Origin of the sequence: Kordia sp. (assembly GCF_965224175.1) — a bacterium.
Classification (GTDB): Bacteria; Bacteroidota; Bacteroidia; order Flavobacteriales; family Flavobacteriaceae; genus Kordia.
Genome location: NZ_OZ245041.1, coordinates 4,952,654 through 4,968,050 on the forward strand (window position 1 = coordinate 4,952,654; position 15,397 = coordinate 4,968,050).

Genomic DNA, 15,397 nt, shown 5'->3' on the forward strand with positions numbered 1-15,397 from the left:
TTCGAAATAGTTGACTATAAATACCAACACGTTTTTCATATTCTTGACTTGTTTAAGCTTGAAATGTTAGTTAAGTGTTGTATTCAGAAATAAATAACGTACTTGTATATATATCATTACTTCCTGTATGTAACCTCAATTTGTAGCTTTTTCGACTAATGGTAAAAAAGGTGGAGTCAAATTCTCTTAAAAGAAGATTCCCTGATTACTTTTCTGTTAATTCATAAATACTTAGTTCGTAATTATCACCATTTACGGCATAATTTTTTGCTAACATATACAATTCGTCTGTTCCGTCATTATTTAGGTCCATCGTGCTATAGGTTACATTTGGCGGAATGCTAAAAGACACCGTATCTGTAAAGAAAATATTTTCCTCTTCTCGAAAGCTAAGAATTAAGCCTTCTGTATCAAAACTCTCAGGAAACGAAATGAGCAATTTTACAGTTTTATTTGAAATTTTATAATCAAAATAATTAGGAAAAGAATCAAGTTTACTTACTATAAGCTCTTTATTTTTTATAATTCCGTTTGCCGTTAACTCAGCATAGAAATTACCTTTTTTTGATTTGTAGTCAGTATTTTGAATGGGATTTCTATGTATAAACTTATCTAGCTCCTTTCCTGTGAGTGTGTCACTTCCAAAGTAATTTCTTCTGAATGAATAACCGTCTAATTGTTTTAAACTATACTGTTTTTCAGTTTCACAACTCAGAAAAGCCATAATTCCAATAAACGTATAGATAAGGTGTTTTTTCATGTTTCCATATTGTATATTTTATTTAGAAATCTTTTCCCAAACATTGAAAATTAACTCGTGATCTACAGTGTATTTTTCAGGAACTTCTTCTACTGGATGATACGAGAAAGAAAATGGTTTATCTGCGTCAAAATTCCAATAATTACCATTCAATTCTCCGTCGGTAGTTTCAAGTTTCCATTGCGGAATGTTGATGATGGAAAATTTGTTCTCACGATTTACATCAATAGCATATGCTTTTAAATCTTTTGTAGTATTGTATTTTAATGTGATGGTTGCGTTTAATACTCCTTTTTTAGGTGAACTGTATACAATTGATTTTTCAGGATAACTATCAAATAATGTATTCCATTGTTCTTTCTTGGTGTAAATTTCTGAGAATTGTTTTTCAACTGTAGTTGAATTTTCTGTTTTAGGATAAATTGCCAAAAGATTTTCTTGTTGAATGATTATCGTTTTCTCAGTAGGATCTACAGTTACGGTTGTTTTTTTAGCAACGACAGAAGTTGTTTCTATTCCAAAAAATAGACCTAAGGCAAATACAACAATTTTGATTGTTTCCATGTTGTTTTTATCGTTTCAGTGTAAAGTGGCCTTTTACATCAAATGCATTGGCGCCATCTTTAATTTCTGCCAAGAACCAGTAATCACTTGATGGCATTTTACGACCTCTGTATGTTCCGTCCCAACCACGATCGCTTGCGCGTAATGTTTTTAAAAGTTTTCCATAACGATCAAATATGTAAACCACAGATTGCGGAAGTGTTTCAATTCCAATAATGTGCCATGTATCATTGAAACCGTCGTTATTTGGAGTTACAAATTTGATATAATCAACAACGACAACTTCTTCGCTTACTTCTCCACATCCATTAATGTCAGAAACTGTTACTATGTGATATCCTGGAGCTACAAATTCAAATACATTTGATGCTTGCGGTGTGCCACCATCTAAGGAATATAAATAGTCTCCATTACCAGTTGCGGTTACGGTAATTGTATTGTTATCTGAGAAGTTTACAACATCTACTTCAACAATTGTCGCTGATTCAGATTCGCTTACAGTAAAAGTATCTGATGCAGAACAACCAAAAGGAGTTGTTACGGTTACGGAGTATGTTCCTACAGTGGTAATATCAATAGAAGCTGTAGTATCTCCAGTAGACCAGAGATATGAGTTTCCAATTACAGAATCAGCGGTAACTGTTAGTGGTAAATCGTTTAAACATAAAGTAATGTCTTCAGGAAGATCAACCACAGGCAATGGATGTAGAATTGTCATGAATGATGTTGTTGCGAAACAACCTGTTGCATTGTTTTCTACACGAGCAAAAATAATTTGTTCGTTAAAAGCATTGAAAAGTGGCGGAAGCGGACTTACATCATTTTCCGCATCTTCAATACTTATATGATAACTTACTGTAAATAAAGCTGGATTTTGTGTACCAAGAATCGTAGCGGTTTGTTGTGTAAAGTTGAACGTTTGTGTTGTGTTCGAATTATCACTAATACATTCTTCCATGTCACTCACAGGATTTGCAATAGGATTTGGATTGACTCTAACATCAATGTTGGCTACAATATAACAACCAGTATCATCATTTTCTGCTCTGATAAAAATTGTTTCAGGATTGGAAGCATATGTGTAAATGTCTGGAAGCGGATTTGTATCGCTATCTGCATCTGAGGCAGTGTTGTAATATGATAAAGAAACTCCTGTAGGATCATCAATGATGATTTCATCTATTTGGCGTAAATCAACAGTTCCTATTTGTTCAGCTTCACAGAATATAGCTTCTGTCACGTTATTGAGTAAAGGCGGTAAATTCACATTTAGTGTAAATGGAATGATTACATAACAACCAGAGATTGTATTGATTAAACGTACAAAGATTGGTTGCGGATTGTTACTGTTAGTATAATTTGTTGGATCAGGAATTACATTTGTACCATTATCGGCATCATTTTGTGTTTCGTGATACGTAATTACTACATTGTCTTGTCGAATATTCAAGATGTCAAATTCAGCTTCTGTCAAATCAAATACTACTTGACCATCATAATCATCATCGCAAACCGTTACATCTGGTGCAGGATTTGTTTCTGGAACTTGAATAACGTTTAATTCAAAATCTACCACAGTGTGACAATCAGAATCGTTGGTGATTCTGGCATAAATTGCTTGTGGATTTACGGTATTAGTGAATGTTGTTCCTATCGGATTATTTCCTGTATCAGCTTCTTCAGGCAATAAATGGAAAGTTATTGTTAAGTTTTGAGGAATTCCCGCTCTAATTTCAGCTTCTGTAGCTGTAAAATCGAAAGAGTCAATTCCGTCATTGCTTACATCGTCACATACAAAAATATCTGTTGGTTGGTTGAATAATGGAGCAGGACTTACTTGAATGACAAATGATGATACTGCAAAACAATCAGGATCTGTATCATTTTCTATACGAACATGAATTGTTTGCGGATTTGTTTGATTGGCATACGGATTTGTTTTATCAATCTCGTTTGTTTTGTCTAGTGCGTCTTGTGCCGTAGGATAGTATAATACAGTTTTATCTGTTTGACCATTTAAGATTTCTTCATCTCTGGTTTCCATGATAAAGTTCTCTGTTTGGTCTGTATCTGTTTCACACAATTGATAAATATCAGTGGCAACTACAGCAGGGATTGTATTTACAATAATAGGTAGTTCAACAACAGCAAAGCAATTGGTTGTCGCATTTTCTACACGGACAAAAGCAGAAGTTGTTGCAGTAGTGAAAGCAGTAGGATCTGCGATTTCATTAGAGTCACTAAAGGCATCGCTTGCGCTAGGGAAGTATGAAATTTCTATATTGTTTAAATCGGTAATAATTTCTGGTAAACTAGCTGCAATATCTACATCAGAAATTCCATCTGTATCATCATCACAGATTAAAATAGTATTTGGCTCAGTTACAGTTGGAGCAGGTAAAACTTCTAGCATGAATGAAGAAACATCTGCACAGCTTGTATCTGGATTTATATAACGATAAAATATTTCTTGCGGATTTGACGTGTTGATGATTGGTTCCGTTATTGGATTTGTAAAGGTATTAGCATCATTAATCGTAGCAAAATAAACGATTGTATACGTTGTATTTGGTCCTTGCAAATCTGGAGTAAATACATTTAAGTCTATTTGTGTAATAGCATCATCATTTCCGTCACAAAAAGTAAGTGTTCCAACAGCGGGTGCAGTTTCGTTTGGATTTACAATTAGAAGGAAAGAGCTTTCATCTTCACATCCTGTGTCAGTATCAGTCAGTCTGATAAAAATTTCTTGAGGATTAGATGTGTTAGTAAAAGGAACAGTAATATCTATAGCATTGACATTATTGTCACGATCGTCTGCTGTTAAGAAAAAATCAACACCAACAAAAGAGGAATTGTTTTGAATAGATGGTAGTATGATATTTTCAAAATCAAATTCAAATACTCCATCATTACTCTCGTCGTCACAACGATTTGCATCTTGTATGTTTGTAGCTGTTAATAAGGCATTACTGTGTACATTAAAATTAGCTACCGTAAAACAGTCAGAACCATTACTTTCTACACGTATAAATAAGGTTTGTTGCTCAGGATTTGTATTAGTAAATGCAGTGATGTCTGGTATTGGATTGTCACCAGTATTGGCATCTTGTGCAGATGTGTGTATTGTAACAGTTACGCCAGTTAATCCAGCAATATATTCTGCGATAATATCTGATAAATCAAAGGTTGCAAATCCATCGTGTTCAGGATCGCAAGCATCTACTAGATTTCTATTTGGAGTTGTAATCACTGGTGATACATTCACGTTGACTTCCAAAGTTGTAGTGTTTACACAGCCTGTTTGTGTGTTTACAACACGAACAAATACAGTATCATTTGCGGTAACATTTGTATACGTTGGAATGATAGGATTAATATTGTTGTCAGCATCACTTTGTGTAAAATGGTAAGAAACTCCTAAAACAGGATCCATTCCTGTAATTTCGTCATTACGAACAGTTAAATCTACTTGCGTAATACCATCATCATTTTCGTCGCACACATCAATTGGCGTTGGTTCGGTAATCATTGGAAGTTCATTGACTACTAAATTAAAACTTGTAAAAGCTAAACATCCATTGTCTATATCTAGTACGCGAACAAAAATTTCTTGTGGATTTGTTGTGTTGGAAATTGTATTAGCAAATGCATTTGTATTGTTGTCAGCGTCATTTTGTGTTGGATGATAACTTACGGTATAATTTGCAGGAGGTACTGTAGATAATATCTCAGTTTCTTTACTGGCTAAATTAAAGTTTTCTACGTCATCTTGCCCTATATCACAAAGTTCAAAATCTGTTATTGGTCCGGCAGTTTGCGCTGCATTTAGGGTAATTTCTACAGTATCTTCTATGGTACAACTGCCAGTTCCTACTGGAATGGTAACTTCTACTCTGTATGTTCCTGTTAATACAGCATCATGTGTAACTCCTGTACTTCCAGGAATTGACACGCCATTTCTAAACCATTCATAAGTTGCTAATGGATTCCCAATATCTGCATTTAGCAAAAATGAATTAGCACAAGTAGTAATATCTGGTCCTAAATCAACAGTTGCATTGAAGCTATTCCCTTCAATAAAAATAGCAGAATCAGCATTTTGATCTGTTCCATCCGCTAAAACTAATTTGATGTGATATTGCTGATTTGGAATTAACGTTGCAGTTGCCGTTAATACAGTAGTTCGTCCATTATAATTTGTATCTCCTAAATTGTATCCTTCAAAATATTGTTCATTTTCAGCGGGACAGAAACCTACAATTTCATCATGAATAACACTTGTGCTAACAGGAATATTTGTGCCTGGAACAACAGCAATATTTGTATATGGAGCTGTACTTCCTGTAGGTCTTATTAAAAAAGCAAAACTATCAGAGAAACGACAAGGGAAATCTGCAAAGTATTCTTCTGAAGCTAATAAATAGTTAAAACTAATTTGATTGGTTACTGCAATAAAATCAAATTCAATAGATGTTGCGTTGAGTGTATTATTAACTCCTAAAGCAGCTTCAATATCAGGATCAGTTCCCCAAGCAGTAGAACCGCTATTTAAAGGAGAAGTATTTTCGTTAGTTCCAACATCAGATACACGACCAGAAGTAAGTACTAAACCATTCGCAAATGGAAAGCCAGAACCTGCCTGATTAAAAGCTCCATAACTTGCAAAACCATCTACATTACCATTCACGGTAGAAGTTACATTTGAAATTTCTACACAACCTTGTACCAATTGCTCTACCAATTGTTGTAACGTTAATGATTCATTTGTAGTTACTTGCTGGGCAGAAATTATTTGGCAAGCACATAAGGTAGTAAAAAGTATTAGGTAGACTTTTTTCATAGAAATGGGGTTAAGTTGTATTAGGTCAAAGCATGATTCTAGTTGGGCAGACTATCATCAATTTTCACTTCGACTTCATCATAAATAATGAACAAATATATATATTATTTAACGCTTGTGAAACTATTTTTAGTATATACAAGTTATTTTAAAGTTTGGCTTTATATCTAACTAAAATACAGAAAATCAGCGACATTCATTGGGTTTAAATCTATTAATTCTGTAAATATACCCAACCTGTGTATGTTTGTTCGAGTAAAAGAGGACTTGCGAGTGTGTTTTCATCATTTAAATAGAGTATATAAAAATAAGTTCCTGTTGGTAGTTTTTTATTTCTAGGTGTACCTCTGTTGGCAATTCCATTCCAGTGAGAAGTAATTCGGTTACCAACAAAAATGAGCGTTCCGTATCTGTTGTAGATATGAATTTCATGATTTGGATGCGCTTCCAAGTTTAAGATGTTAAAAACATCATTTTTACCGTCGTCGTTAGGAGAGAAGCCATTTGGAATGTAAATTTCACAATCTTCAACAATTACGTCAAAAGAAATAGCTGTGATACAACCTTCAGTATTCTCTGCAGTGACATATATTGTTTGCGGATTGGTAATATTATTGTAGGTTGTTGGAGTTGTTATTTCATCTTGGAATGTATCATTGGAAGTTGCTGTTTCGTAGTATGTGAAAATAATATTTGAATCCTGATTTATGTTAACTTCATTTATTGTTAAATCGAAAGTTGCAGATTCAGTTTCGTTTAGTTTACATGCTTTTAAATCTTCTGCTTGATTTGTTTCTGGACTTTCTAGTAGAATTAACTCAAAATCTCCAATAGAAAAGCATAGCGTGTTGTTATTTGTAACTCTAATATAAATTTGTGCAGGGTAGTTTGCGCTACTATATGTTTCAGGATTTGTAATGGCATCTGTATTGTTTGAAGCATCTTGTAAGCTTTCAAAATAGTCAAAAGTTAAAAATGTCTCACTAAAGAATTGTTCTTGAATTGTTAAGTCAAATACAATACTTTCAATATTATCACACAATTCAATATTCGGCAACATAGGAAGAATAGGAGAGGTTGGTAAAGTCAAAATTTGTGAAGCACTATTATTATCTTCATTAATTTCATCAACGATTCCTGTGCTAGTTCCATCATCATCAACCACTATTGAAAGCGCAAAAGTATTAGGAATTGTCGTAGGAATTGAAACCGTACTTACTTGTTGAGTGCTGTCGCCAATAGGAAGCAAAACTTGTGTAGTAGCGGTGCCTACAAGTGTTCCGTCCGCATAAAAAGCTATAGGTGTATTTTGTGGTAAAGCTGCAGTGCTATTTGTGTTTGAAACAGTATAAGTAATTTCTAGATCTCTTGAATTACAAACAGAATCAATTTGATCAATACTGACAGTTGCGTCAGGAAGTTGACTGTTTAAAACTGTAATAATATTATTGATCATAACGAAATCTTGTCCAGAAGTCAGCGAAATAGTCGCTTCTGTATCACCAATATTAATATTATTTTGAATGCCATAAAAGTCAATGTCCATGTTGTATAAATCGGTTGCGCCAGTAAAACTATTAGTTCCGTTAAAGGCATTGTTACCAGGGTTCAAAGGAAAATTTGAAATGAGTGTACCATTGACTCGTAAAGATTCATTTACGCTTAATGCCTGATCTCCTTCCCAAGCAATAAAGCCTATTTTCGCGCCCATGTTATCAAAAACGTTGAGGTTTTCTAGAGTAATTTCTAACTCTTCAGGAACACTTTCTAAACCGTCATATACATTGAGTTGATTCAATGGGAGCGATGGATTTTCATAAATTACGGTAATTGCCCAACCTCCAAAATTTGTACCTGTAGGACAGTATGGCGTGATTACGGAAGTAAGATCAAATTCACTTATAGTGTATACTCCATTTCCTTCTGCTTGAATAATACTTGTGACATCAGCAAAAGCCGCAAAAAAAGTTCGATCATTATTTAAAGCGTCACTAAAGGTACGTTGTGCTGTTACTGGAATTCCATTCAGTTCAATATCAAAATCGCCATCATCAGATCCTGCCCAATACAAATAAGCAGCAACCATTGTTTGATCAGCATTTAAAGTTAAGCTTGCGCTAGAACTTGTATTGATGGTACATACGCTGCTTGGACCATTTTCGACTGTATTTAATGTATTTCCAAATGCTGTATAGTCATAACGACCATTAAATTGTTGAAATAAAGAAATTTCTTGAGCACTTGATTTGAATGCGTTAAAAAAGCAACCTAAGAAGAGAAATATACTTATGTAAGTTAGTTTATTCACGCATAATTGATTAATGCTTGAAAGTAACAAATTCTCACTTCATAAAAAAACCGAAGATTGTGTTTCTTCGGTTTTTTATATGTATTTCTTTTTTGTTTGAATTATCTCTTCAAAGTAAAGTTTCTGATAAATTCTTTTGGTGTCCCATCAAATGGATCTACATATTCTACTCTAAACCAATAGTCAGCCGATGGCATTGGTGTTCCATTGTAGGTTCCATCCCATCCTTGTCCTGCTGGACTGATCTGCTTTAATAACTTACCATATCTATCAAAGATGTAAATCTTTGCACTTGGTTGGTTTCTAAGTCCGATGATGTTCCATGTTGGGTGATATTCATCTCCGTTCGGTGTAAAGAACTTCATGTAGTCGATCAATTCGAAGGTTCTTACTAATTCTCCACATCCATTGGTATCTCGTACCGTAACAGTATGCTCTCCTGGACGTAAGTCTAAGAATTCTCCTGTCGCTTGCCAGTCTCCATCATCCAATTGGTATTCATATGCTCCTGATCCTCCTGATGCCGTAGCCACTACATTGTGCGTGTCTGCAAAAGCTGGTGTAGTAATCTGGATATTCAATACACTTGGTGCTGAAGATGCTTCATAAGTAACACTATCACTGTATGTACAGTTGGTTGAATGGTTTCCATCTGTTACCGTTACACTATATTCTCCTTCTGTAGTTACAGATACTGTAGCCGTTGTTGCTGGTCCATTTGGTGTAGTCCATTGATAACTAAAGCCTGCTCCGAAGTCTACGCCAATGATTCTTTCTTCTAATGCCTGTCCTTGATCATCCACACATAAGATATCATCTGCTGGTAGGGTAAACACTGGTAATGGATTCACCTGTAAGTTGAATAAGATTGGATCTGATAAACATCCAGTCATCATCTGTCGAACTCTTGCATATAAGGTCTGTGGATTAGATGTATTCATATACGTTGAAGCATTAGTGATCGCATTGATATCCATTGCTGCATCTGCCGCTGTTTCATAGTACACTACTTCCATATCCATTTGTCCATTGATGATCGTTGCATCTAAACTTGTCAAATCAAAGATCGCTGTGTCTTGATCCGCCTCGTCTACTGCACATAACTCATAGGTTGCTGGCGCTGTTGCCGTTGGAATTGGTTCTACACTAAGCTCTAAACTAGCAATATTGTTGGTATTCACACAACCTGTTGCAGTGTTCTCCACTCGGATAAATACCGTTTGTGGATCACTCGTGTTTTCAAATCCATTCACAAGGGCATTGGTATTAGCTAGTGCATCAGCTACTGTTGGGTGATAACTCACCGTAAAGTCTGCTATCATCTGTGGTGCTGTTAATAGATCTAAGGAGTTGGTAACCACATCCCAATCAAATTGTCCCACATTATCATTGTCATACTCACAGAATACATATGTAAATGCGGTAGCTGTTAATTCTGGTAGTGGATGAACCACCACTGGTAAAGCTACTACCTTGTAACATGGTAACATATTACTATCAATCTGGATGTCACTCTCTACTCTTACATAGATAATCACTTGTCCATTCATATCAGCATTCGCCATATCCACATTGTGCATCGTTGGATCTGCTATTGGGTTAGTGTCTGCCTCCGCATCTGCCTCTGTCGTATGGTAACTAACCGTTACATTACTTTCATTGTCTACAATCTCTGCCTCGGATTGTGTCAAATCAAAGATCAACATGCCATTGGCTGCATCTCCATCACTATCATCATCACAAGCCTCTAAAATCGTTGGCATTGTGTTTGGTGTTGGAATTGGAAGTACACGAAGTGTCATCGTGATATCCGTTGTACAACCGGCTGCATTGCTTGCTCTGATGTACAACACCTGTGGATTGCTTGTATTTTGATATGCTGTTGGATCTACTATTGGAGTATCATTGTCTAAATCCATTTGACTTGCATAATACGTCAAAGTTAAACTCGTGTCTCCTCCTGTGATCTCAATATATTTATCAGTAAGGTCAAAACTGCTGATCTCATCACTCTCATCTCCACTCTCTAAGTCATCACATAATGAGAATGGTGTTGGTTGTACCAGCACTGGTGGTGCTACCACAATGATATCAAAACTACCTATAGCATAACACTCCGTAGCATTATCTTCTAAACGTACCCAGATCGTTTGTTGATTGATCGTAATGTTGATGTAGTCTGTAAGGTTGACTATCGGTGATACTGCATCAATCGCATCTTGTTCGCTCTCATGGTAACTCAAGGTAAAGTCTCCTGGTGTCTGATCGCCATAGATTTCCATCTGTGTTTGAGTTAGATCAAACATCGCAAATCCATCCGATGGCTCTTCATCACAAGCCTCTAAATCGGTAATGTTTAGTGGTAATTCTGGAATTGGAACAACCGTTAAGGTTAGCGGTGTCACTGTAAAACAACCTGTAACAGTGTTTGTCGCTAGCACATAGATCGTCTGTGTGTCCATCATGATATTCGTGTATGGACTTGCCAGTGGATTTAAGTTGTTGTTAGCATCAGAGGCTGTCTCATGGAAACTATATACTACATCTGGCTCATTGTTGATGATATCGTTGATCAATGCTGTTAAATCAAATGCTACAAAACCATCATTGTCATCATCACACTCATCTGCGCTCAACATCCCATTTGGATCTAGTGTTGGACTTGGTAATGGATTTACTCTAATATCAAAGGTAATCGTGTTTTGACAACCAGTAGTATCATTAGTTGCCAATACAAAGATTGTTTGCACTCCAACTTCTGCATTGCTATAGGCCGTTGGATCTGCTATTGGTGTGTCATTGTCTAAATCCATTTGACTAGCATAGTACTGAAGACTAATTCCTGGCACACTATTGAGTAAATCTTCTGCCAAAGAAGTCAAATCAAATACTTCAATTCCATCATTAAGAGTGATAGCATCACAGGTTTCTAATCCTGGTAATTGTGTAAGTACTGGAAGTTCATCTACAATTAAGGTTAGATTGGTGATACTTGCACAGTCCGTAGCTTGATCTTCCACACGTACCCAAATCACTTGTGGACTCGGTGGTATGTTACTGTAAGCATTTATATTGTTGATCTCACCTGTGGTAGTTCCTGCAATAGCATTGGCTTGCGTGTTGTAGTAACGAACCGTATGAGTTAATGGATCTTCTCCGTTTAATAGATCTGTTTCTGCTTCCGTCAAATCAAATTGCGCGATTTGATCCGCACTTACATCATCACATTCTGAGAGACTCACAACATCAAGTGCAGCAATCTCTGGAGAATCATGAACAATTAATTCCAAGGAAACTACATTGAAACAACCTGTAAGTACATTTTCAACACGCACATATATCGTTTGGTTATACGCATTGATATTCGTGTAAGTATCTGCCAGTGGGTTTACATCATTGTCTGCATCTTCTGGCGTTTCGTGATACGAAACTGTTACTTGACCTGGAAGTACGCCGCCAGTGATTTCACTTTCTGTACTTCTGATATCGAAGATTCCAAAACCATCATTATCTGTATCACAGTATTCTAATGGATTCGCAGGCGTATTAGCCACAGGTGCTTCACTTACTATGATGTTAAAGCTTGTTGTGCTGTAGCAACTTGTTATTCCATGTTCAATTCGAGCATAGATGGTTTGTGGGTTACTGATGTTTGTGTATGGAATTGTTAATGCATTTGTATTGTTGTTAGCATCAGCTTGACTTAGATAGTATTGAACAGAAAGATCAGGTTGCGTACCAACTATTTCTGTATACTTTGTACTTAAATCAACTGAAGCAAAACCATCAAAAGGCGTATCATCACAGACAATAAAATCAGTTGGCATAGTTACCACAGGATTTTCATTGATGATTAATTCGAAATTCATTGCTGTATTCACACAACCAGTTATATTATTGGTCGCACGTACATATATTGTTCTTGGAAAAGTTGTGTACGGACTTATAATTGCATTCGTATTATTATCAGCTTCCGCTTGAGTTTCATGATAAGTGACATCTATATTTGTTTGGCCATCAATTACTTCAGTATCTTTTGTGGTAAGATCGAATGTAAATTGATTAGCTACATCGCTACAAACAACATAATCAGAAATTGTATTTTGATCAGGTAAAGGATTTACAGTTAGCGAGATGTGTTCTCCTAGTCCCAAACAAGCATTGTTAGCATCACTATCTACACGAACTACAATATTTTGTAGGTTTGGAGAAGCATCGTTTCTATGATTGCTGATGTCAGTAATTTGATTTTGTTCTGCTAAAGCGTCTGCAAAGTTTTCATAGTATGTTATGGTAAGTGTTTGACCTGTAGCTGTGAATAGAGCATTTATTTGTGCATCCGCATCACTGAAGTCAAATGTGGCAATTCCATTAGTATTGTCTCCATCAATAGCATCGTCATCACAAACTTCATATGTTAGTTGAAAAGTACTTGGAATTTGGGTAGTACCTACAATTAGATTTACTTCTGCTGTTCGGAAACATCCGTTTAAAGTTACTATTCGAGCAAAGACTTGTCCACCATTTCCACTATTGTAAGCAGTATCATTTAGAATAGGACTTGTTGCATTTTGTGCATCTGTTAAGTTTGTGTAATATGTAAAGGTTTCATTGGCTGAATCAGCAGAAAGTAAAGAATTTGCTTCCGTAAGATTGAAATCGGATAAACCATCAGTATCATCATCACATTGAAGTAATGCGACAGGTTGATTGATAACAGGAAGTGGGTTTACTACAACATTGAAAGTAACTGTACTGTAACAGTTTGGATTGTCTACATTTTCAATACGAGCAACTACAGGGTTTCCGCCAGCTGTTGTATTTACATATGTTGATATTGGTAATACATTCATTGAATCATCAGCGTCCGCTTGGTTAGCGTAATATGATATGTTGAATTGCATCATATCTTGTGTAGTACCTAATACTTCTGAGTTACGAGTTGATAGATCGAATGTAGCAAAACCGTTTGTGTCATCACCATCGACTGCATCATCACATACTTCAAAGTTGTCTACATTGTTAGCAGTTGGTAGGTCTAGTACATCAAAATCAAAAGTTGTCGTTGAAAAACAAGTAGTATTGTCATTATTTTCAATACGAACAACAATAGTTTCGAGATCGTAAGCAGTTTGATTTGTATATGGTGTTGGTAATGGATTCATATTCATATCAGCATCATTTTGATTCGCATGATATGTCACTGTAAATTGATTTGTGTCTTGTGTGTCCAAGACTGTAGCTGAGATTGCATCTAAATCTAAAGCCCATAAACCATCATTGTTGTCATCACAGATAAATTGATCTTCTACAGTATTTGCAACTGGTAAGGTAAATATAGAAACAGTAGCTTCTCCTAGTAAAGGACATTCACCATTATTTTGATCAACAGTAACCTGATAAACTCCAGCATCAGCAAGTGTTACATTGGTTAAGTTTAATTGAAAAGTAGTTTCGCCCAATGGAGTTCCATCTAGTGTCCATGTATAGGTTGCTCCTGGAATATCATCCGCCATAAGCGTATAATCTTGTGTTGTACATAGTGATAATTCTGTAGAAGAAACACCATTACGAATAATATCTACAGGAGTTGCAAATAACGATTGAATGAATGGAGGTAAGCCTATTCTTGATAAGTTTGTATTTGTGTTGTTGATGTCTAATAAAATTCCATTTTCATTGTAAATAACCGCAGGACCATTTGCTTCTGGATTTTCTATCACACCTAAAAAGCGTCCAGTGTTTCCAGTATTTCCAAAGTCTAATAAAGCTCTGTATATTTTTCCATCAATTCCTACTTGAATAGCTCCAGCAGAAAATGTGGAAGAGTTGTCTATTGTAAATTGAGACGCAGGAATACTTGCAGATAACAAATCATATTGTAATAATAAACTGTTTCCAGTACCACTGTTACCTAATCCTACTGTTGCGTATAGTTTTGTTCCTTCTGGAGAGAATTCTACTCCATATGGCGCATCACCGTCATATAATTCTATTTCATTACTAACAATTCCAGTACCGTTGTCAAAATCATATAGCATTACTTTTCCGGGACCATTTCCTCCTTCTACGTTAGTGAGTCCTAAGTGAGCAGCAGCTAATTTGTCACCTTGTGGCGATGCTTTTAAGTATCCAAGTGCATTTCTACGATATCCAGTAATAGGAATAACGGTAGGTGTTGTACTTACTACAGGAGTCGTTTCAACTCCAACAGCATCTACTTTGAAAGCGTAAAAGTTATTGATGAAGTGTGTAATTACCCAAAATGATTCACAATCACTACTTTTTACAGCAGATATTTTTTCGGAACATTTAAAGCGTGTTTCTTGTACATCAGAAGTATCATACGTAATTAATGGTACATTTTTTTGGGCGTTGTCTACAAAGCCAAGTCCGTTTGTCATGTCTACAACTGAGTAGTTTAATCCATTGTTTACACCGCCGTCATTATGATGTGGCTCATCAACAGTAAAAATATAGTAGATGTTTGGATCTTGTGGCTTAGGGACAATAATGGCAGATGATGTACTAGAACTATCTCCATTTAAACCTGTTCCGTTGGTCATAATTTGGTGGTTTCTGTTCCATACGGTAATACCATCTGTATAGAATAATAAATCACCATCAGAATCTGAAATAGAAGCACAACCTTCTAATGTGTTTAAACTTCCGTCAGTAACAGCGGTTACATTTCCAGTAACAGGATCAAATTGAACTCCTGCATTTTGACCAAAATACCAGTTTGCAGCTTCACCTTGAGCAAATATAAAAGTTGGTAAAACGATAAGTATAAATAGTAATAGTTTTTTCATCTGTAATTAATATTTTTTCTAACGCATAAAAAATGCTCAATAATCCAAGTTAATAACTCCTTTATGAGGTTATTATTTTACGATTTTGAGAATTGTTCTTTTTCTAGGAT

The 15,397-nt window shown here is 35.6% G+C and carries 5 protein-coding genes; all 5 read right to left on the reverse strand.

Features of this window, described 5'->3' with window-relative positions:
* Window positions 1-205 precede the first annotated feature (205 nt).
* Complete coding sequence (locus ACOQOS_RS21535; RefSeq protein WP_420572492.1) at window positions 206-760, reverse strand: hypothetical protein; 555 nt, start codon at window positions 758-760, stop codon at window positions 206-208.
* Window positions 761-778: 18 nt separating this feature from the next.
* On the reverse strand, window positions 779-1,324 hold the full coding sequence (locus ACOQOS_RS21540) for a hypothetical protein (RefSeq protein WP_420572493.1): 546 nt from the start codon (window positions 1,322-1,324) through the stop codon (window positions 779-781).
* A 7-nt stretch (window positions 1,325-1,331) separates the two neighbouring features.
* Entirely contained in the window at window positions 1,332-6,167 is a 4,836-nt protein-coding gene (locus ACOQOS_RS21545; protein ID WP_420572494.1) for a choice-of-anchor L domain-containing protein, read from the reverse strand.
* Between the two features lie 214 nt (window positions 6,168-6,381).
* The gene (locus ACOQOS_RS21550) at window positions 6,382-8,475 is read right to left on the reverse strand and encodes a gliding motility-associated C-terminal domain-containing protein (protein WP_420572495.1); all 2,094 of its coding nucleotides are present in this window, start codon (window positions 8,473-8,475) and stop codon (window positions 6,382-6,384) included.
* A gap of 101 nt (window positions 8,476-8,576) precedes the next feature.
* Complete coding sequence (locus ACOQOS_RS21555) at window positions 8,577-15,287, reverse strand: T9SS type B sorting domain-containing protein (protein WP_420572496.1); 6,711 nt, start codon at window positions 15,285-15,287, stop codon at window positions 8,577-8,579.
* Between the last annotated feature and the right edge of the window lie 110 nt (window positions 15,288-15,397).